This window comes from Nostoc spongiaeforme FACHB-130 (genome assembly GCF_014698475.1).
Classification (GTDB): domain Bacteria; phylum Cyanobacteriota; class Cyanobacteriia; order Cyanobacteriales; family Nostocaceae; genus Nostoc_B; species Nostoc_B spongiaeforme.
This window is the reverse complement of record NZ_JACJTB010000012.1, coordinates 28,649-49,453: the sequence shown is the minus strand read 5'-3', so window position 1 is coordinate 49,453 and position 20,805 is coordinate 28,649. Positions and strand designations below refer to the sequence as shown.

The following is a 20,805-nucleotide window of genomic DNA, read 5'->3' as shown; positions in this document are numbered from 1 at the left end:
TAGAGTATGAATAGGCAAACAGAGTCTGACCAGAAGTTGTTACATACAACAACAGCCGCTTTAAGTCAGCCGATGATTGCAGCAGTTATTTCCAGGAGAAATCCTAAGACTGCACAGCCTTAACACAGCTATTGATATTCAACAAACTGGCTTTTATTTCGTGGGAGGATTTGAGAGAATCTAATACTTGTTGCTAATAATCAAGAAGGTTTTCAAAACATCCTCTTTAGAGGATTTTCGAGAGGTCATCAGCACCTATACTCATTCCCCCAGAATGCTTCAAAGTATCCTTTTTTAAGGGTGATTTAGAGTAATCTGTCAGATTTCATTACAACATCAAAAAGTTTTCAGACATCCTCTAAGAGTAAGGTTAATTCTATCGACACTAGTAAGTAGTATAACTTAGCTTTTTTGGATTCTAAATAAAATATTCACGAGTAAAAACATACGGATTTATTACAAATAATAAAAAAGGAATTTAGGTGACGTGCTATAATGCTGTTTTTTATACACAAAATCTAAATTTAATTAATACATTACCGATAGTGCTAATACGGTAAATGAATATGAGTAAGTAACTTATTAGTTAATTCAAAGCAGAAGTACAATGCTATTAAAATCGAGTATTTCAGGAAAAAGTATATACTCTTTAGCCTTTAATAATTTTTCAAAATTGAGTAATTTAAATAACGTCATATAAACTTAATATAATTTGTAAGTGCGTATCTACGTAGGTAAAATATGTTTAGTTGTATAGTGATATTACCGAGATTTTCTTTGGAGTAAATTTAAATTTTTGCTTTAATCTTTAACTAAAATACATTTATTTTTTTGCGTGTTAAGTTAATTGCTGATGTCAAGTTTTACAGCAGAAATAAAGAGGGTAAAAGTAGCCTTCATCAGTCCTAATGATTTGCTTTTCAGGAGCAAATCACATTCTTATTAAGGTACGCACAAGTATTTAGCAAAACATAAATAAGTATTTAGATACTTTGTAGTATGTTTTTAATAATGGTGTTGAACGCTTGACGAACAGGAAACCCAGCCATAATGGCGATGAGTAGACTAAGCAATAGCAAAACACAAATATCAATAACTACACTTAGCCTGGAAAACAATGCTTGATAGTAAATCAATAAGATAAAACCGATGATCACCAAGAGGTAAAATCTCATTTCTGGAAACCAAGCGAATTGAGATGAAGATACTGACTCTTTCTCAGGTTCAGATTCAACAGGTGATTGATTGTTTGTATTTAAATGAAAAGATGAATGTTCTGGACGACAACCGGATAAGATATCGTGCAGATTCACTACAGAACCAATAACCGCGATCGCTGGTGCATCAAATTTTGTTTGTTCAACTTGCTCTACAATTGTGCCTAGCTGACCAATGAGTTCTTCTTGATCTGGTCTTGTACCCCAGCGCACTAACGCAATTGGTGTTGCTAAACTTAAACCCGCTACCGTTAACTCTTCAATAATGTGCGACAGATTATGAACGCCCATATAAATGACAATGGTTTCCGAACCTTGGGCGATCGCTTGCCAATTTACCGTCGGTCTATACTTGCCAGCCGACTCATGTCCAGTAACAAAAGTTACTGAAGAACTATGCAAGCGATGGGTCAAAGGTATGCCAGCATAAGCTGGAGCGGCAATTCCCGATGTAATTCCTGGCACAACCTCAACAGGAATCCCGGCTTGGACTAAATCTGCCATTTCTTCGCCACCACGACCAAAAATAAACGGGTCGCCGCCTTTGAGTCGTACTATTATGGTGTTGTCTTGGGCTTTATCTATTAATAACTGCGTAGTTTCATCTTGTAATAGTGAATGTCTCCCCATCCGCTTACCAGCGTTGATTTTTTCGGCTTGGGGGTTAATCATAGCTAAAATGGCTGGACTGACCAACGCATCATAAATCACGACATCGGCACATTCTAATAAACTTTTGCCTTTGAGAGTCATCAGTCCGGGATCTCCCGGCCCTGCACCTACTAAATAAACTTTTCCCAAATTCTTCTGCTCTTCTTTTTCTGTGCAGTTCATTCCTTCATCAAATCCCAAATCAAATCAGCTAACTCTGCACTTGCTCCCAAAGGTTGAGCTAATTGGAAAGTCACAGCAGGGAATTTCAATTTTAGCGTTTCTGTTTGTTGTGCGATCGCATCGGTTATGCCACCTGCGAATAAAAAATATGGCAAAATTGCAATTTTTTCTTTACCAGCAGCTACCAACGGTTCTACTTGTGCTTCTAAACTAGGAGCCACAGACCAATAAGCTGCTACTGCACCTATATTTGCTGCTATGGTTTCCACTGGCTGTTGAAAACCCGGACGGCGGCTACCATGAGCAATTAAAACCCAGGCTTGGGTGATGATTTCAGCCATTTGTTGAGACAGCAACTTGCTTAAACCAGGGTTACTACCTATATATAGTAGTAATTCCAAATTAATATTTTTACCCAGGACTTGTTGTGCTATTGCTATTTCTTCCGGGATTTCTTGCATCACATGGACTCCCGGTAAGAGAAATAGCGGTATGATTTTGAGACTATCGCATCCAGCCAAAACGGCACTATGAGCAAATTCTTTGATTTGGATGTGCAGAGGTTCTGGACGTGTTTCTAAGTAAGCCAAGCCTACTAGCTTTTTGCTTGATGAGTAACTTTGCTGTTTTTGATTGAGGAATTTTATCAATTGCTGTAAAGCAATTTCTGGACGTGGGTCACGACTTCCGTGAGATACCAACAGATATGCAGTTGACATGGGTAAAGGTGTAACTCTTGCTAACTAAGCTTAATCTTAGATGCGGGAGTTAGTGAAGACTATTGCTGTTCAGCACTGTAGGTATAAAAATTATGAAAAGCTCCTACTGTTTCAAACTTGTACCCTGGTAGCCAAGCACCAAGGGTTAAATCTGTACGATACACACTGAACAACAAAAAATCTTGCCGTTCCGTTGTTGTTCTGATCAAATCTCGCATTTGGGGGTTAGTGGAATCAACAAGTTTGTCACAGCGAGAATTAAGTAAGCTCTCAATCAACTTTGAGGTTTTTTGACACACATCATTTTTGAGATATTGGGTGAGTTGATTGACTGCATAATCTTCATACTCCTTGGAGGTCGGATTGGTTTTAGACATGGCTACGCTAACTACAGCTATGCTAGTAGCGATCGCCAATGCCATCATCGTCAAAAGCTTCATATTTCTCACTGTCATCTTCTGATAGCCATTAGTGTTCCTGGACTATACATTAGTAAAGTCCGTTCCTTGAAAAAAACCCTTGCTCAATCACTAAATAGATGCTATGATTATTAATCGATAAGTCAATGGCGAGCGTAGCCAAGTGGTTAAGGCAGTGGTTTGTGGTACCACCATCCGTGGGTTCGAGTCCCATCGTTCGCCCTAGATAATACAAATTACTCTAATTAAAAGTTATAAACCGGAATGGCTACAATCACCTTTAGCTATCTCAGTCACACTTTTATCAAAACTTTAATTTTAAGTCACGCCTCGGAATTGATTTTGAGTCTTATCGCGCAAGTCCTCTCTGAGAAAACTCAAGCAAAAATTCATTCCAAACCACTTAAGCGGACTTTGGCTATTAGCCTGGAACTTTAGTTCTAGGCTGGATAAGTTTCATAGTTTTTTGCGTAAATTCTAATTAAAAAGGGAAGCAAATTTAGTTGATTGCTTCCCCATAAATCCTTGATTTCCCAATGTCACTGTTAGAAAATTCCTAAAAGAAAGATAAAAGTCATTCCACAGAATATCATGAATGAGACAATTAAAATGTTGCCTATGCTGTGATCGGTAGTTGTTAATTTATGTGAATGGTCTTGCATATACACCGTCCCTGTTTCTAATTACTTTGTGATGCAATTATAGCGAGGACAAATTTAAATTATTCTCACTAATATCAAAAGTTGATTTTATGTGATTTAAATACAAACTCATTGTTGATATCACAACATAAAGATTAATTTTTGTTGCTAAAAATTAGGTGATGATTTTGTTAGTTGATAGAACTTTAAATTGCATGAATAAAGAATTTTTTAGTTGAGTGCGGTAAAAGTTGATAGAGGCTAGGATGCTCAAGACTAGAGGAATTTACCTCATGGAGATGAAAAATGCTTTAAGATAATTAATTGTAACAAAATCTATATAAAATGATGAGTGTACTGACCACGAATAAGTATGAATTTTTTACATTTAAAGCAAAACAATTTTACTTTTTAATTGGCCGTGATTGATAAATTAAGCCAAGGAGAAAAGGAGATAATTTATCAGGCGATCGCTTTTCGATATCAAGTGGGAATTGAGGCATTTCTAGCAATAAATTTGCTGAATCAGTCTAAAGTTAGGAAAATTGTCCATCTATAGTTAGAGGGAATCATACGGAATCTTCGATACTTTAGGTAAATAAGAACACGCAAGAAGTCCATAGGCTTTGTAAAACACAGATAGAAAGAGTTTATCTGTGTTTATTCGTGTTTGTACTTATTGACTGTGAGGTGAATATGTCTGAATTGATTCAAGCAGTTCTAGAAAGTGAAGAAAAAAATGATTTGCGTGCTTTTATTAGTGAATTACGCCAACAAGAAAAGAATTATTTACTGAGAAATGACATACTCCATGTATATAGTGAATATTGTGCTAAAAACGGGAAACCCGAAAAGTTGAATGGTTTTTCTTGTTTAGGAAAACTCCTCTATTACACGCAAGAGATTATTCAGGAAGACTCCAATTTTTGTTTAATTATCCGCCCTTATATTGCTAGTCAAGAAATTTACCGACTCACAGCAGATTTGACGGCCGAAGCAATGACAGTACAAGAACTGCTGGATCTGCGCGATCGCCTCGTCAATAAATATCATCCCAACGAAGGCGACTTGCTAGAATTAGACTTCGGCCCTTTTTACGATTACACCCCAGTTATCCGTGACCCCAAAAATATTGGTAAGGGTGTGCAGTATCTCAACCGTTATCTTTCTAGTAAACTCTTCCAAGACCCCAAACAATGGCTAGAAAGCTTATTTAACTTTTTGCGTCTGCACCAATATAACGGCATTCAACTCCTAATTAACAATCGGATTCAATCACAGCAGCAACTTTCGCAGCAAGTTAAAAAAGCGATCGCATTTGTCAACGAACGCCCCAGTGATGAACAATACGATGAATTTCGCTTTCAATTGCAAACAATGGGTTTTGAACCTGGTTGGGGTAACACCGCCCAACGAGTACAAGAAACCCTGAATATTTTAGATGAATTAATTGACTCACCAGCCCCCCAAATTCTCGAAGAATTTATTTCCCGCGTCCCGATGATTTTTAGAATCGTCTTGGTTTCCGCACATGGTTGGTTTGGACAAGAGGGAGTTTTAGGAAGACCCGATACAGGTGGTCAAGTAGTTTATGTACTCGACCAAGCCAGAAATTTAGAAAAGCAACTACAAGAAGATGTCTTACTCGCTGGTTTAGACGGACTGAACGTCCAACCAAAAGTAATTATTCTCTCGCGCTTGATTCCCAATAGTGATGGTACTTTATGTAACGAAAGGTTAGAGAAAGTCTACGGTACAGATAATGCGTGGATTTTGCGCGTACCTTTGCGGGACTTCAATCCCAACATGACTCAAAACTGGATTTCTCGCTTTGAGTTTTGGCCTTATCTCGAAACCTTCGCTATCGACTCAGAAAGAGAATTGTTAGCAGAATTCCACGGTAAACCCGACTTAATTGTGGGTAACTACACTGATGGGAACTTAGTCGCCTTTCTCTTGGCGCGACGGATGAAAGTTACTCAGTGTAATATCGCCCATGCTTTAGAAAAATCTAAATACTTGTTCAGTAACCTCTACTGGCAAGATTTAGAAGATAAATATCATTTCTCTCTACAATTTACTGCTGATTTGATAGCTATGAATGCTGCTAACTTTGTCGTCAGCAGCACTTATCAAGAAATTGTCGGTACACCTGATAGTGTCGGACAATATGAGTCTTATAAATGCTTCACCATGCCAGAGTTGTATCATGTGGTGAATGGCATTGAGTTATTCAGCCCGAAATTTAACGTTGTCCCGCCGGGGGTGAACGAGAGTTATTACTTCCCCTACACCAAGACTCAAGAACGGGTAGAAAGCGATCGCTTGCGTCTCGCTGAAATGTTATTTACTTTAGAAGACTCTAGCCAAATTTTCGGCAAACTCGATGACCCCAACAAGCGCCCTATCTTTTCAATGGCGCGTCTCGACCGCATTAAAAACTTGACTGGTTTAGCTGAATGCTTTGGTCAAAGTAAAGATTTGCAAGAGCATTGTAACTTGATTTTAGTTGCGGGTAAATTACGCACCGAAGAATCAGACGACAACGAAGAACGTGACGAAATTATCAAACTTTATCACATCATTGATGAATATAATCTTCATGGCAAAATTCGTTGGTTAGGTGTCAGGTTGTCAAAAAGCGATTCTGGCGAAATTTATCGCGTGATTGCTGACCATCAAGGTATTTTTGTCCAACCTGCTTTATTTGAAGCCTTTGGTTTAACAATTTTAGAATCAATGATTTCTGGACTACCAACCTTTGCTACTCAATTTGGCGGGCCGCTAGAAATCATTCAAGATAAAGTTAATGGATTCTACATTAACCCCACAAATGTAACAGAAACAGCCACAAAGATTTTAAATTTTGTTACTAAATGCGAACAAAATTCAGACTATTGGGAAACAATTTCTCAAAAAGCAATTAACCGAGTTTATAGTACATATACTTGGAAAATTCACACCACAAAGCTGTTATCTTTAGCCAGAATTTACGGCTTCTGGAATTTTACTTCCCAAGAAAATCGCGAAGATTTATTGCGCTATCTAGAAGCACTGTTTTACTTAATTTATAAACCAAGGGCGCAACAACTTCTAGAACAGCATAAATATCGATAATTATTTAAGGTAAAAGTTAAAAGATAAAAGAAAATAAGCTTTTGCCTTTTAACTTTTTACTTTTATTCTTATCTTGTTAGATGAAACCAAGTTCTTGGCCCGACTATGCCATCGACATTGATATTGCGACGATTTTGAAAGGCTTTAACAGCACTTTCTGTCAATGCACCGTAAACCCCATCCACACGAATTGTATAGCCATTAGCTATGAGTAACTTTTGTAAAACTCTCACGGCTAGACCTGAATTTCCAAAACGTAAATTAGGTACAGTACGACCACCTAATCTTGTAGACCTAGCTAATAAAAGTTCATCGTCACTCAGTTTTTGGGTGATGAAGCGTTGTGAACGTGGAAACTTGATATTTACAGGTTGAAAGTTCTTAAATTCTGATACGCTATATAAGTCTTTAGCAGGTTTTTTGTCTGTTTTTTTTACTAGATTTTTTTCAGAATTAGCATTAAAAGCTACTAGAGTAGCTTGAGGTTTTTCTTGAAGCTGCATGAATTCAGGCGGCGTGTTTTGTTTATCTAAATCGAATTGAGATGACTGCCCCTGTGGTGTTTTCTGCACGCCATTGTCTAGCTGAATTACAGGCTGCTGGTTGATATGAGACGGAGATGGTTGTTTGACAATTAACACGCCCGTCATCAGCAGGACAATATCACTCATTTTTTTTGATGTTATTAACACCCATATTTCCTTTGACAGAAAAATTGTCGTAGTTCCGGAATGGTGTGTCCTAAAAATCAAAAATATAATAATTTTGCGTAATCATAAACAACCGCGATCGCCTAGCAATACTCAATCATGTCTGACACAATCGAGCATCACTAGTCTATTTGCTTTTATGTCCCTGCTTTCCTTGAAAATAATAAACTCTAGATAATAAAAAATTGACTCTATCGGAAGCGGTATCTCTGATGGTTAAGAAGATTTGAATAAGAAATTACTTTGATTTTTCAGACTTGATAAAGATACAAAAATATGGTTACGTAGCGAACAAAAATTCAAATTAATTCTATCTCTCAGCAGAAGCGATCGCTCATCAAAGTAACAGCGATCGCTATCTGAATAATTATCACTATCCAATACTGGTAATTACTGGATGGAAGTAAAAAGCAAAACCTAAAACTGTATATGCAGCTAACAACAAAGTACCTTCCAACCAGTTAGATTTACCATCAGAACTAATACTGTTTGCAATTAATACCGACACAGCCACGGCTACTAATTCAAATGGATTAAAATCTAAATCCATTGGTTGACCAAGTATCCACCCAGCGATGACTAATACTGGGGCTACAAATAAAGCAATCTGCATACTAGAACCCACAGCTACAGATACAGAAAGATCCATCTTATCTTTCATCGCTACAGTCACCGCCGTGGCGTGTTCTGCGGCATTACCCACAATCGGCACTAAAATTACACCTGTAAACAGTGCTGTTAAACCTAATTGGGATGTGGCGGTTTCTAAGGAATCTACTAACATTTCTGATTCCAGTGCGACTAGCAAGGTACAAACCAATAACACCCCAGTCCACAACCACATATTTGGTTTCTCGTGGGAACCTTCATTGTCTTCCGCCTCAGCCACGCCCACATCATACAAATAAGTATGGGTTTTCATCGAAAACAGCAATGTCAAGGCGTAAACCACAATTAACACCACTGCCACAGCCAAGGAAAGATTTTGGAGAGTTTGTTCATTAATGCCTTTGGAAGTATAGTTCATTGCTGTGGGAAGTAACATAGCAATCACCGCCAAATTCATCGAAGAAGCATTTACACGCGCTACAATAGGTTGGAATGTTTGCTCTTTGTGGCGCAGTCCTCCTAAAAACATCGAAAGACCCATCACCAGTAATAAGTTACTGACAATTGACCCTGTGATACTGGCTTTGACAACACCAACCAGTCCCGCGTTCAAAGCAACTAAAGCAATGATTAATTCTGTCGCATTACCAAAGGTGGCGTTTAATAACCCTCCCAGCGTTGGGCCGACTACCACAGCAATTTCCTCTGTTGCTGTTCCCATCCAAGCTGCTAAAGGCAAAATCGCCAAACCAGCAGCGACAAACACAATTAAGTCTCCCCATTCGAGAAAATGCGCCGCCAGCGACACGGGAATAAACAGTAACAGCACGAAAAAAATAATGTTTTTACCTGACATTTGGTTACTTTAGTAAAAGTTATCCTGGAAAAATGCTGAGTGAAATATGGGGAAGATGAGGCAGTGAAGTAAGTAAAGTGAGTTAATAAAAATGATTCTTCCTTGTTTTGCTTCTCTTCCTCATCCCCCGCAGTACTCATAACTCAGCACTCCAATAGGATACTCTCAACCTTTACTTAACCCATTGAGAGAATTTACTAAACTCGTGGCAATTTATCAAAATTGATGAAAACAGATCAATGCACAATGTAAACTAACGTTGTGTTTTACAGATTTTCTGCAACATTTTGTAGCAAAACTATCAATTTTCAGGTAGCATACTACACAGAAAATAGAGTTTAATAGATTAAAAGACAATTCATGTTGACCAATAGTCCCTAAATGGTGCAAATACCCAGATTTATCTGCGGGGTCAGTCTAAAATCTAAAATTGTGAAATAGCTGAAAAATTAGTAATACTTGAGAAACAGAAATAGGATAACGCAGATTTCACACTCTAGTCAGACTGCTGTCTCAGGAATTAAACTGTATCCTATAGCCATAGTTTTAGTCTATACCGGATTTTGTCTCCAACCCTGTGTAGATGAGGTTGGAAAACAAGCCTTTCCGTGTTGCTGCAAGTTTTTTGTTTTGGATAAATATACTACATGACTTCTGCTGCTGAATTGCCAGCCAGCTCTGGCGCTACGTCTATTAATCATCCCACTACCCACGATACTCACCAGCATGATCCCCTAAAAACAGCTACTGGTGTGTATGTCACAGTGCATGGTCATTTTTATCAACCACCGCGTGAAAACCCTTATCTAGACGCAATTGAGCGTCAACCAAGTGCTGCACCTTTCCATGATTGGAATGAGCGGATTCACTATGAATGCTATCGTCCCAATGCCTTTGCCAGAATCGTCAATGACCAAGGCGAAGTGATGGGGATCGTGAATAATTACGAGTATCTCAGCTTTAATATTGGCCCTACCTTGATGTCGTGGCTAGAACGCTATGATGTGGAGGTTTATCAGCGAATATTAGAAGCAGATGCCAAAAGTGCCGATCGCCTGCAAGGTCATGGCAATGCGATCGCGCAAGTATATAATCACATCATCATGCCTTTGGCTAACGAACGGGATAAATATACGCAGATTCGCTGGGGCAAAGAAGACTTCAAATCCCGCTTTGGTCGTGATCCCGAAGGCATCTGGTTAGCAGAAACAGGTGTAGACTACGCAACTATAGAGGCTTTAATTGCCGAAGGGATTCGTTTCATTATCTTGGCACCATCCCAAGCACAACGTTGTCGTCCTCTACCCACCAAAAATGATCCCCAACCAGAATGGCACGAAGTTGGCGGTAGTCAGATTGATCCCACCCGTCCCTATCGTTGCTATTTGAAAGGAAATAAAGAATGGGGAGTTGACAAAGGAGACATTCTCAACTCACCACTCCCGACACCGGACACTTCTAAATATATAGATATCTTCTTCTACGATGGCCCCATATCCCGCGATATGGGTTTTACAGATGTCACCTATAGTTCCCATCACTTAGCCGGACGTATAGGTTCAGCTGTGCGTGGGGATCATCGTCCCGCCCAATTGATATCTGTGGCTACCGATGGGGAAACCTTTGGACATCATAAAAAAGGCACAGAAAAAACCATCGCCTACGCCTTTACAGCAGAACTTCCCCGTCATGGTTGGACAGTCACCAACTTTGCCCACTACCTCAGCTTAAACCCCCCGACTTGGGAAGTCGAACTCAAGCCTGTCACTGCTTGGAGTTGCGCCCACGGTGTCGATAGATGGCAAGATGACTGTGGTTGTGGTGGTGAGGGTGGTGTTTGGCATCAAAAATGGCGGCGACCTTTACGTAATGCCTTAAATTGGCTGCGGGATCAGTTAGTGGACGTGTATGAAGAATATGGGCAGCAATTTTTCAAAGATCCTTGGTTAGCTAGGGATGAGTATATCAAAGTCATCCGCGATCGCTCACCCGCCAATGTCAGCCGCTTTCTCTCCCGCCATCAAACCCACAAACTCAACGCCGCCGAACAAGTAGATGCTTTGCGTTTATTAGAAATGCAGCGTCACTCCTTATTAATGTTCACCAGTTGCGGCTGGTTTTTTGAAGAACTATCTCGCCCAGAAGGTACTCAAATTCTGCGTTACGCCGCCCGCGCCTTAGAACTGGCGGGAGATGTCGCAGGTGTGCAATTAGAAAAAGGCTTCGTCAAACGTTTGGGTTTAGCACCAAGCAATGTAGACTTATTCAAACATGGCGGTGAAATATATCGTCAGTTAGTGTTAACTGCTCAAGTTAGCTTCAAGCAAGTTGCGGCTCACTATGCCATTACTTCGCTGTTTAATAATCATCGACCCGTAGAGACTTGCAATTTACCAGGGCAAGATACCTCTGGTAAACTGCGTCATCATTGCCAGAAGCGAGTTTATTGCTACACAACTAATGAGTTAGACTATCAACGGCAACGAATGGGGGCGTTGACTTTAGTTGTCGGACATTTAAAATTAGTTTCCGAAATTACCTGGGAAAGCGAACATTTAGTGTTTGCAGTGCTGCATTTAGGCGGTTGGGATTTTCACTGCTGCATTCAACAGTTTACAGGGCGACGTGATTACAGCCAGTTAAAAGAAAAATTGTTTACCGCACTCCAGCAAGCCAGTGCAGCCCAGACTATTTTGGTGATGACACAGGTATTTGGCAATGAAACCTTTAGCTTACAGAATTTATTTGCTGAAGAACGCCACCGAATTATGCGGTTAATTAGTCAAGAAACCTTAACTCGACTTGATCAACTGTATACCCAAACATACCGCGAAAACTACGGCGTACTCATGGCCTTTCATCGGGATGAACTCGAAGTACCCCAAGAATTGCAAGTTGCAGCCGAGATTGCTTTAGGATATCGCTGTATGACGACATTGCGATCGCTAGAGCAAGACATCACAGAACCGCAATCTTGTGGAAATCACATTGTAGAATTAGAAGCGATCGCCACAGAGGCCAAACATTTGCGTTGTCGCTTCAATATTCCCGAAGGTAAGCAAATATTAGAGCAATTAATTTTGCGATCGCTCTGGCAATTATTACATGACACCAACGGTAGTTTTGCCACCGATATCCAACTATTAGAAAGATTGATTGATGTGGGATATCAACTCAACTTGGGTATTTCTCTCTATCGTTCTCAAGAACTATACTTTAGTTGTCTGCACAGTCAGATAGTACCCGCTTGTTTTGCCAGCCTGATTAATAAACAGGATACTAGTCAATGTCGGCAGTTATTAAAATTAGGTCAAAAGTTAGCTGTTGATGTAAGGGCAGTTTTAAGTCAGTTAGATTAGTATATTCCTCAAACTTAGATCCCCGATTTCTTCAAGAAGTCGGGGATCTTGCTATTCACTAATGATTGATAATTGCTATAAAACTAAATTAATCAGCCAAATAATCTGGTCTGACTATATAGAGGAATGATCGCTCCTATTAGCCTAAATTAAGGGAGCGATCGCTGCACAAACAAAAGTGGAACATTAGTAATTATGTATTGAGTAGCAATCTCACATAACATACTTAAGATAGATTTACTATACGTCATCAGACTGATATAGTAACTTGTCTGATTTATTTAAAGTCCCCAACTGTACCCTTGTGGTCACAGTCCATCCAAAATTGATTGACTGATGACTATTGAGCAATCAAACTATTCATCATCTTTTATGACTCGCATTATCGGTTTAATCAGCGGTACATCTGTAGATGGCATTGACGCTGCTTTAGTAGATATTTCTGGTACAGATTTAGACCTGAAAGTCGAGTTATTAGCAGGACAAACATATCCTTATCCTGCTGAACTCCGAGACAGTATTTTAGCTGTTTGTGCAGGTAAAGCCATTTCAATGGCAGAATTAGCAGCATTAGATGATGCGATCGCCTTTAGTTTTGCTCAAGCGGCGCAAAACATTCAAACAGGTCATCAGCCAGCAATTTTAATCGGTTCTCACGGGCAGACAGTATACCATAGACCACCACAAAGCCAGGGAATCGGCAAACCCCAGTCCCTGGGTTATACACTGCAACTGGGACGAGGTGAATTGATTGCTAGTATCACAGGAATTACCACCGTCAGTAATTTCCGTGTCGCTGATATTGCAATTGGTGGTCATGGCGCACCCCTGGTACCGAGAGTTGATGCCTATTTACTCAGTCATCCAGATGAAGCACGCTGCATTCAAAATTTAGGCGGTATTGGTAATGTTGCTTACATCCCACCCCGCCGCGATAACTGGTTAGAAAAAATGCGCGGTTGGGATACAGGCCCAGGCAATAGCTTGTTAGATTTAGCCGTAGAGCATTTAACTAATGGTGCTAAAAAATATGACGAAGATGGTAAATGGGCAGCTACAGGTAGTCCTTGTCAATCTCTAGTAGAACAATGGTTACAGCAAGACTACTTTCATTTACCACCGCCCAAATCTACAGGACGTGAGTTATTTGGTGTAGATTACTTAAATCAATGTTTAAAAGATGCCGGGCCATACCAACTCAGTCCGGCGGACTTTCTCGCTACCCTCACGGAACTGACAGCAGCTTCTGTTGTTCACAGTTATCAAACCTTTTTACCGCAAATGCCACAACGGGTATTTTTATGTGGTGGTGGTAGTCGAAACCTGTATTTAAAAGAACGTTTGCAGTCATTATTAAAGACAATCCCCGTTTTAACTACCGATGAAGTCGGCTTGAGTGGAGACTTTAAAGAAGCGATCGCTTTTGCAGTTTTAGCCTACTGGCGACAGCTAGATATGCCCGGAAACCTACCATCAGCCACAGGCGCACCCCATGAAGTCCTGCTGGGAGAAATTCATCCAGCCGAAAAATAAGTTTTGCGGACTTAGCACCTGACATTTTTAGGTTTCAAATATATCTTTAAGTCGTAAGGGTACTTGATTAAGACAAGGAACTGAGAAGGTGGGTCATACTTTTTTAATGGAACCAGGACGCTGGTCATTACAAGGCAATTGGCTAGAACACAATGGGATGCCAATCAGCGTTAAGGGTATGACCTTAGTTGCTTGGAATCGAGATAACTGGTTCACAATGGCAACCAAGCTGATTTTTCCTGGTAGCGATCGCTCAGAAATTTCCTTAGTATACAAAGGGCGGTTGCATGAAGGTGAACGTCAGTATACTTTCTTACTTCAGCATAATTTGTTCGGGCAGATCGAAGGCGAAGGTTGGATTGGTCTCGATACAATTGTGCAACGTTATTGGGTACTGAGCGATCGTCAACGTCGCAGTGGCTTTGAAACAGTGTATCGTCTCTCCGATGACGCTTACTATCTAAGTTGTGGTGTCATGTCCGGTCATTCCCTCACGAGTACAATGGAAGCCAGCTTAGAACGGCAACCGCTCAAATAATGCTGAGTTGAAAGTGCTGAGTGATGAGTTGTAAAGATATTCACTCAGAACTGACGCAAAAACCCCTCAAACTCTCACTTCTCCTTGGACTCTGCGTCTTGCGTCTGGAGTGGTTTAACTTTCCATAGCCTGTGCATCAGTTCTGACCCAATACGGTTCAGATAAGAATCCTAACTGACAACAAAAGCAACAAATAATAACTAATGACTCAATAAAAAACGAAAAAATGATTTTGGAGGGGGTTTGGGGGACGCAACCGTCCCCCAATCGGGGGCGTGGGGGAGAATCCCCCAAATCTTTCTCATTGTCTAATAGGTAGAGCAGAAATTGAGAAATCAACTCTCATCACCTTAACTGAACCGTATTGAGTCCTGTCCTTGAAATTACTGGGTTTCTACTCAGCATTCAGCACTTTGCCATATATCAGCGATTGTAAATCAATAGAAACTATAGATAATTATTTAATTAAATTTGGGCAGACTAGAAATACATCAACATCAGCGTGCGGAATGTGAGCAAACTTCAGGATGAATCTACCATTCCGTAGATTTGAATTGGCATCTTCCACCAATTGTAAACACTAATTGCTGACAAACCGCAGGCCAAGAGTATAAGTTCTCCCCAAGAGAAGTAAAAACTGCTTCTGAACTTGATTGATCTAGAAACTAATTCTAGATCAATCAAAAATGCCAGTTTGAAAATACTTGTTTTCCTACACACTTAACATCAATCTGCTTTTGGAGTCGAATATTTTATGTCAGACCCCAACATTGGACGCTTACTCGGCAAACGCTACCAGCTTCAGGAACTAATTGGTACTGGAGCAATGGGTCGAGTTTATCGTGCTAAAGATATTTTGTTGGGAGGTGTACCAGTTGCAGTTAAGTTTCTCGCCCTCTCGATTCAAAATGAAAAAATGCGGTTACAAGAACGCTTTGAGCGAGAAGCAAAAACCTGTGCTTTGCTAGGACAAAAAAGCATTCATATTGTGCGAGTCATGGATTATGGCGTAGATGAAAATAATACGCCCTTTTACGTGATGGAATATCTTCAAGGACATGGCCTGAGTCAGATTATTCGTCAGCATCATTTAGCTTTACCCAGATTCTTGAGTATGGTGCGTCAAATTGGGCTGGGGTTACAGTGCGCCCATGATGGGATTCCTGTTGATGGCGCTATTTACCCGATTATTCACCGTGATATTAAACCCAGTAATATACTCGTCATTCAAGACTCCAGCTTTGGGGAGTTAATCAAAATTCTTGATTTTGGCATTGCTAAGTTACTCCAAGCCAATAACAACGACCAAACAAAATTTTATTTAGGAACTTTAGCTTATTCTTCTCCCGAACAGATGGAGGGTAAGGAATTAGATAATCGGTCGGATATTTACAGTTTAGGTGTGATGATGTTTGAAATGCTAACTGGCAAAATGCCGTTAGTAGCTGCAACTCATTCCTTTGGTGCATGGTACAAAACCCATCATTTGCTTGAACCACGTTCTTTTGCTGAAGTGAACCCTGGGTTGGAAATACCTAAACAAGTAGAAGATTTGGTCATGAGTTGTCTGGCTAAATCACCAAGCGATCGCCCCCAAAAGGTGAGCGAAATTCTGAAGGTGTTAGAATCCATCGAACAGAATGATCGCTCGCCCATAATTCAACCAGATAAACCAGCACCTAAAGCTGTAGCGACTCGCAGCTTAACAATTCCTGTAGAAGTTCAGCCCAAGACAAAAGCTGATGTACATGTCTTATCTTCACATGATGAAATCCTACGTTCTACTGCTTGGCCAGACAACAAGCCAATTGCTGATATTGTCTTCCCCAAAACAATTCGTGTGAATAACGAAGTTTTACCAACTCTTTGGGTGATGCTACCACAGCAGGAAATTATTAAAAGGTTTGCTTGTAATCGTTATAATCAATTTCTCTTTCTGCCTGCACCGCATCCGATGACACTTTGGATTACTGTTATCTACAATCGTCAACATGGTGTAAAGTGGCTGCCTTACTATCTTGACCTCAAAACTAGTTTTGGCCAAGAAATAGCTAGATTACTCGCAAAAACTGGTTATTATCGCTTGTTATTCTTTGCGCGGGAAGCACCCAGTCGCTGTTCTCATATCCTACTTTGTAGTATCGCTACAGCTCAACGCCAAAATCTTGAACAATGGGCTGAAGAAAGTCAAATCTCAGCTTCATCTGTTGATCCGCAACTTAGTAAAAATGTATTAAAAAGCGAATACGAAAGAATTAAACCCCAAATCTTATCTAAATTAGAAGCAACAGCTACAGACATTCCCTTTGATCTTTCCAGTTAGAATGTGGCAGATTGCAAAATGTAAACTTTTGTGACGAAAAAACTATATTCGGTTGTAAGCCTTACGTTATAGCAAATATAATGATTAGCGATGGCGAGTGGTCAACTAAATTTAATTGGATCTACGCAGATTGTGCTATGTGTCCAATACAGCACCTAAATTAGTTTGCTTAACTAGCCTTGAGTTAATTACCTTGGCTACCTAAAGTTGCTAATTTATCCCCTACAATACAATTTACTCTTAACAATTATGTGCAGCCTTTCAGTTGGCTGGTCATAGTTTTGGGTTAAAACGATCAATTTACAATCGCGGAACTAAAGTTGACGCCCCAGCATCCCCAGCTCCTTTCCTTCTTGGAACCGAGCAAGAGAAGGAGGTCGCCCACTGCGACACAAAAATAAGTCTATGCCAGAGTGGAACCTGAATCTAAGCCCCACTGGTGCTTAAGTAACTCTTGGTAGGTGGCCTCGCGCACAACCATTTGCTCATAGAGTTTGACCAAAAAATCTTTTGCTTGGTCATGGCTCATGTGCTGTACTTGAGTAGCAAATGAACGAATGCTGAATTGTTGTTCCAAAGATAATTCAATTGGCTGGTTCATAGTAAACTCCGAAAAACAACGCAAAAAAGTGAGATTTAGGGTCAGAAATCCCTCAAAGGATAGTTTTGGGACTAGCAGTAGCTCTACATTTGTTCCTACGTATTAAGAAAGATAACAATTGTTTGACTCTTTGCCCACACCCTTGGGGATTAAATTTTTTGTGTCCTTAACCGTCTTCGCCTAAACCTACTGGTATACAACTCAAGTATATTGAGGCAAATTCCGGGAAATTTCACAAATAGTTAATCTCAATACCTGATTTTAGCCTTTCCGAGTCAAGCTTCTCTGGGAGGGAGAAACTGGTGAGCGTAAAGGTAAATATAAGGTATTAAACCTGAATTATATTCGCTATACCGTATTAGGTGCAAGATGTCAATTCAACAAATTATATAAACTCTACCTCCAACTGCTAAATTTTGGAAGTTAAGAGTATTTTTATCAAGTTGTAAAAAATAAAAATGCTCAGGCTGAACAAATTGCTGAGTATATCTACTAAAGATAACCTTTGGCGAAAATTTGAGTCGGTTCATTTCAGGACTTACGCATAAAGCTTGGGTTTAGGGGTAAAAGGGTATGGAGTATAAGGGTTTTGGATATTACACCCTTTCACCCTGGATTTTTCATATCACTGCATAAGTCCTACATTCTAGGCTGGTGGAGGTGGGCTGTATGGTCAGGTGGTACATAGAAATGAAGAAACTTGCCATTAGCCACAACAAACATCGCTAGCGCGGCTATTGGCTGGCGGAAAACACAAGAAGTTTTTGGTCAAAATTACTTTTGACCATTGACAATTGATTATTTCTTTACTCAGTCTTGTATTTCTACGATCACGACTGTGATGTTATCATGTCCTCCTTGTTCTTTGGCAGCTTCTATGAGGGAGATAGAGGCTTTTTCCAGTACTGGGGTGTTGTGCAGATAATCAGCAATCTGTTGGTCTGCCAGTTCTTCGGTAAGACCATCACTGCATAATAGCAAGCGATCGCCCCTTTTCACATCCAGTATTTGTACATCAAATTGGTTCAGGTCTTCTCGACCCAAACACCGGGACAGCACATGACGGAAGGGGTGCATTCTGGCTTCTTCAGGCGTGATGTCACCAATTTTAATAGCTCTGGCTACCCAAGTATGGTCTTCAGTGATTTGCTCTAGTTGTGAATCATGCAGGCGATATAATCGAGAGTCACCAACATGAGCGCACAAAGGAATGTGTGATTGACGAAACAGTACTACAACTACAGTAGTACCCATATCAGCGCGTTCGGGATGATTTTGCTGATCTTGTAAGATGGCTTCATTAGCTTGCCATAAAGCTTTTTCGAGGATTTCGTCATCTGATTCAGCCCCATCCCAATTGGCTACTAAATAGGCTTGAATTTCCCTTGTAGCAATGTGACTTGCTTCTTCACCGCCTGCGTGACCACCCATCCCATCAGCAACGATAAAAAATCGTCCTTCAGGATCGATATAATAAGCATCTTGGTTACTAGAACGAATAAGTCCCGGATCACTAAAACCCGTGAATTTTAATTTCATAATTTTTTAAGGCAATATTTAATACATACGTTCATAACGGTCGAGGCGAAGAAGCAAACGGATCAGAATTACTGAGACGGCTGCTGCAATCAAGCCAGCTACCACCGCTAACCATACATAATGATTCACCAATAAAATGGTAGCTGACAGAGTAAATCCACTGATTATCAAAGCGTAGCTAATTCCGAGTTGAATACTTGCCTGTCGCCGCAAGAGACGTTCTGATTCGATAGAACGCACCCGCACCCGCATATCGCCCCGCTCTAATTTTTCCAGGGTATCTTCTAGCCTGCGGGGTAGGCCGAATGCGGTTGTACTTACCTGTACTGCTTGACGACTTAATTCATTTAAAAAGCTATTGCTATCAGCGCCATTCATGTTTGTCATAAGCTGCATTGCATAAGGTTGGGCAACTTCCATAAAGTTAAATTCTGGATCTAAGCCCTTACCTACCCCCTCTAGAGTGGAAAAAGCTCGCATCACAAAAGTAAACGTTGCAGGAAATCTAAATGGCTGATTATAAGCTATTTCGTATAGATCATCACTAATTGCTGCCACTGATTGGGTTTCAAACGGCTTATCCATGAAATTGTCCAGCATATACTGGACAGAACGCCGGACTGGCCCCATATCATCGACTGGTGCGATCGCTCCTAAATTAACTAGTGATTCTACTACGCGATCGCCGTCTTTTTGGGCAATGCCAAACAGGGTTTCCATCAGTCCTTCTCGGACATTGGACTTAATGCGCCCCATCATCCCAAAGTCGTAGAAGATTAAACCACCCTCTGCACCGACAGCAATGTTACCTGGATGGGGGTCAGCATGGAAAAAGCCATTATTCAGCAGTTGATGTAAATAAGCTTGAGCGCCTTGACGCGCAATTAATTTCCGGTCTAAACCCGCAGCTTCTAAAGCTTCATATTGACTAATTTTAATGCCGGGTAAATATTCTAAGGTCAGAACCCGCGGCGAAGCGTAACGCCAATAAACTCTAGGCACTTTCACCCAGTCATAACCGCGAAAGTTGCGGCGAAATGTATCAGCGTTACGGCCTTCCCCAAGATAATCAATTTCTTCCCAAAGAATGCGACAACATTCTTCATAAATCCCCATCCAGTCTCGTCCCTTCCCCCATTTAGGATGGTTTTGGAAGTAACGAGCAATTCCTTTAAGAATCTGTAAATCTATTTCAAATAACTTTTTTAATCCAGGACGCTGTACTTTAACGACAACAGCTTCCCCACTGTGCAGCACAGCTTTGTGTACTTGTCCTAAACTCGCAGCCGCTAGTGGAATAGGTTCAAAACTTTGAAAAAGTTCCGGAATTTTCTTCCCTAATTCTTGCTCAATAATCGTTTCTACTTGCTCATAGCTAAATGCCGGCACTTTATCTTGCAGTTTTGACAACTCTTCGACATATTCACTCGGAAAAATATCAGCACGAGTTGAAAACAATTGCCCAACTTTAATAAAAGTCGGACCTAAATCTAGTAATGTATTTCTCACCCAAATAGCTTGGGCTTTGCGCCTTGCTGCTTGTTTGGCTTCTGTTACACCACCTGGATAACTCCAAGATTTGTTGTAACGCCAAACTTTGAACATAAAGGTCAACACAAAAGACCAAATGTCCACAAAGCGGCGTTTGCTAGAGTAGTTTTCACGATTCCAACGGTATGCTTTGTCTGAATAACTTTGTTCCATATCTTTTGCGTACCGTTGGTTTGTCACTGAATCAACTGGAAGATAAGACACTCTGATTCCTAAACTGTGTTTGATTAAAGAGTCAT

Annotated in this window: 14 protein-coding genes, 1 tRNA gene and 1 pseudogene; 8 read left to right on the top strand and 8 right to left on the bottom strand. The window is 40.4% G+C overall.

Features of this window, described 5'->3' with window-relative positions; genetic code table 11:
* Nucleotides 1-1,277: 1,277 nt before the first annotated feature.
* The 3 genes and pseudogenes from cobA to H6G74_RS11725 form a co-directional block, all read right to left on the bottom strand.
* Nucleotides 1,278-2,051 (bottom strand): annotated as a pseudogene (gene cobA, locus H6G74_RS11735) (uroporphyrinogen-III C-methyltransferase); the annotation flags it as partial.
* A complete protein-coding gene (locus H6G74_RS11730) occupies nt 2,048-2,770 on the bottom strand; it encodes a sirohydrochlorin chelatase (protein WP_190967840.1) in 723 nt (240 codons plus the stop codon). The gene H6G74_RS11730 and the pseudogene cobA, both read right to left, overlap by 4 nt.
* 59 nt (nt 2,771-2,829) lie before the next feature.
* The gene (locus tag H6G74_RS11725) at nt 2,830-3,210 is read right to left on the bottom strand and encodes a DUF4359 domain-containing protein (protein WP_190967926.1); all 381 of its coding nucleotides are present in this window, start codon (nt 3,208-3,210) and stop codon (nt 2,830-2,832) included.
* A gap of 128 nt (nt 3,211-3,338) precedes the next feature.
* Between H6G74_RS11725 and H6G74_RS11720 the strand changes: the two genes are divergently transcribed.
* The 4 genes from H6G74_RS11720 to H6G74_RS11705 all read left to right on the top strand — a co-directional run bounded on the left by H6G74_RS11720 (nt 3,339) and on the right by H6G74_RS11705 (nt 6,947).
* Nucleotides 3,339-3,411, top strand: a tRNA-His gene (locus H6G74_RS11720).
* A gap of 42 nt (nt 3,412-3,453) precedes the next feature.
* Nucleotides 3,454-3,627, top strand: a complete 174-nt coding sequence (locus H6G74_RS11715) for a hypothetical protein (RefSeq protein ID WP_190967839.1) — start codon at nt 3,454-3,456, stop codon at nt 3,625-3,627.
* 624 nt (nt 3,628-4,251) lie between these two features.
* Complete coding sequence (locus H6G74_RS11710; protein ID WP_190967838.1) at nt 4,252-4,389, top strand: hypothetical protein; 138 nt, start codon at nt 4,252-4,254, stop codon at nt 4,387-4,389.
* A 137-nt stretch (nt 4,390-4,526) separates the two neighbouring features.
* Entirely contained in the window at nt 4,527-6,947 is a 2,421-nt protein-coding gene (locus H6G74_RS11705) for a sucrose synthase (RefSeq protein WP_190967837.1), read from the top strand.
* 68 nt (nt 6,948-7,015) lie between these two features.
* On the opposite strand, the gene H6G74_RS11700 is transcribed toward H6G74_RS11705, so the two are convergent.
* Both H6G74_RS11700 and cax read right to left on the bottom strand, forming a co-directional pair.
* Nucleotides 7,016-7,618 (bottom strand): peptidoglycan-binding domain-containing protein, encoded by a 603-nt coding sequence (locus H6G74_RS11700; protein WP_190967836.1) that lies wholly within the window; start codon nt 7,616-7,618, stop codon nt 7,016-7,018.
* A gap of 412 nt (nt 7,619-8,030) precedes the next feature.
* A complete protein-coding gene (cax, locus tag H6G74_RS11695; protein WP_190967835.1) occupies nt 8,031-9,122 on the bottom strand; it encodes a calcium/proton exchanger in 1,092 nt (363 codons plus the stop codon).
* Nucleotides 9,123-9,769: 647 nt separating this feature from the next.
* Here cax and H6G74_RS11690 point away from each other — a divergent pair.
* The 4 genes from H6G74_RS11690 to H6G74_RS11675 all read left to right on the top strand — a co-directional run bounded on the left by H6G74_RS11690 (nt 9,770) and on the right by H6G74_RS11675 (nt 16,875).
* A complete protein-coding gene (locus tag H6G74_RS11690) occupies nt 9,770-12,481 on the top strand; it encodes a DUF3536 domain-containing protein (protein WP_190967834.1) in 2,712 nt (903 codons plus the stop codon).
* Nucleotides 12,482-12,853: 372 nt separating this feature from the next.
* Nucleotides 12,854-14,014 carry an anhydro-N-acetylmuramic acid kinase gene (locus H6G74_RS11685; RefSeq protein WP_190967925.1) on the top strand — a complete coding sequence of 387 codons (1,161 nt, stop codon included), beginning with the start codon at nt 12,854-12,856 and terminating at the stop codon, nt 14,012-14,014.
* Between the two features lie 88 nt (nt 14,015-14,102).
* Nucleotides 14,103-14,552 carry a hypothetical protein gene (locus H6G74_RS11680; protein ID WP_190967833.1) on the top strand — a complete coding sequence of 150 codons (450 nt, stop codon included), beginning with the start codon at nt 14,103-14,105 and terminating at the stop codon, nt 14,550-14,552.
* A gap of 754 nt (nt 14,553-15,306) precedes the next feature.
* Nucleotides 15,307-16,875 (top strand): serine/threonine protein kinase, encoded by a 1,569-nt coding sequence (locus H6G74_RS11675; RefSeq protein ID WP_190967832.1) that lies wholly within the window; start codon nt 15,307-15,309, stop codon nt 16,873-16,875.
* Nucleotides 16,876-17,278: 403 nt separating this feature from the next.
* Here the strand turns inward: H6G74_RS11675 and H6G74_RS11670 are convergent, their stop codons facing one another.
* The 3 genes from H6G74_RS11670 to H6G74_RS11660 form a co-directional block, all read right to left on the bottom strand.
* The gene (locus H6G74_RS11670) at nt 17,279-17,476 is read right to left on the bottom strand and encodes an NblA/ycf18 family protein (protein WP_015113604.1); all 198 of its coding nucleotides are present in this window, start codon (nt 17,474-17,476) and stop codon (nt 17,279-17,281) included.
* 810 nt (nt 17,477-18,286) lie between these two features.
* Nucleotides 18,287-19,015, bottom strand: a complete 729-nt coding sequence (locus tag H6G74_RS11665) for a Stp1/IreP family PP2C-type Ser/Thr phosphatase (RefSeq protein WP_190967831.1) — start codon at nt 19,013-19,015, stop codon at nt 18,287-18,289.
* An 18-nt stretch (nt 19,016-19,033) separates the two neighbouring features.
* Nucleotides 19,034-20,719: an ABC1 kinase family protein gene (locus H6G74_RS11660; protein ID WP_190967924.1), complete on the bottom strand. Its 1,686-nt coding sequence runs from the start codon at nt 20,717-20,719 to the stop codon at nt 19,034-19,036.
* Nucleotides 20,720-20,805: the final 86 nt, after the last annotated feature.

What these genes read in the sequence shown, in the direction of transcription:
- H6G74_RS11715 (WP_190967839.1), top strand. Translation starts at nt 3,454, where the DNA reads ATGGCTACAATCACCTTTAGCTATCTCAGTCACACTTTTATCAAAACT.
- H6G74_RS11675 (WP_190967832.1), top strand. Translation starts at nt 15,307, where the DNA reads ATGTCAGACCCCAACATTGGACGCTTACTCGGCAAACGCTACCAGCTT.
- H6G74_RS11670 (WP_015113604.1), bottom strand. Translation starts at nt 17,476, where the DNA reads ATGAACCAGCCAATTGAATTATCTTTGGAACAACAATTCAGCATTCGT.
- H6G74_RS11690 (WP_190967834.1), top strand. Translation starts at nt 9,770, where the DNA reads ATGACTTCTGCTGCTGAATTGCCAGCCAGCTCTGGCGCTACGTCTATT.
- cax (WP_190967835.1), bottom strand. Translation starts at nt 9,122, where the DNA reads ATGTCAGGTAAAAACATTATTTTTTTCGTGCTGTTACTGTTTATTCCC.
- H6G74_RS11725 (WP_190967926.1), bottom strand. Translation starts at nt 3,210, where the DNA reads ATGAAGCTTTTGACGATGATGGCATTGGCGATCGCTACTAGCATAGCT.
- H6G74_RS11705 (WP_190967837.1), top strand. Translation starts at nt 4,527, where the DNA reads ATGTCTGAATTGATTCAAGCAGTTCTAGAAAGTGAAGAAAAAAATGAT.
- H6G74_RS11665 (WP_190967831.1), bottom strand. Translation starts at nt 19,015, where the DNA reads ATGAAATTAAAATTCACGGGTTTTAGTGATCCGGGACTTATTCGTTCT.
- H6G74_RS11660 (WP_190967924.1), bottom strand. Translation starts at nt 20,719, where the DNA reads ATGGAACAAAGTTATTCAGACAAAGCATACCGTTGGAATCGTGAAAAC.
- H6G74_RS11700 (WP_190967836.1), bottom strand. Translation starts at nt 7,618, where the DNA reads ATGAGTGATATTGTCCTGCTGATGACGGGCGTGTTAATTGTCAAACAA.
- H6G74_RS11730 (WP_190967840.1), bottom strand. Translation starts at nt 2,770, where the DNA reads ATGTCAACTGCATATCTGTTGGTATCTCACGGAAGTCGTGACCCACGT.
- H6G74_RS11685 (WP_190967925.1), top strand. Translation starts at nt 12,854, where the DNA reads ATGACTCGCATTATCGGTTTAATCAGCGGTACATCTGTAGATGGCATT.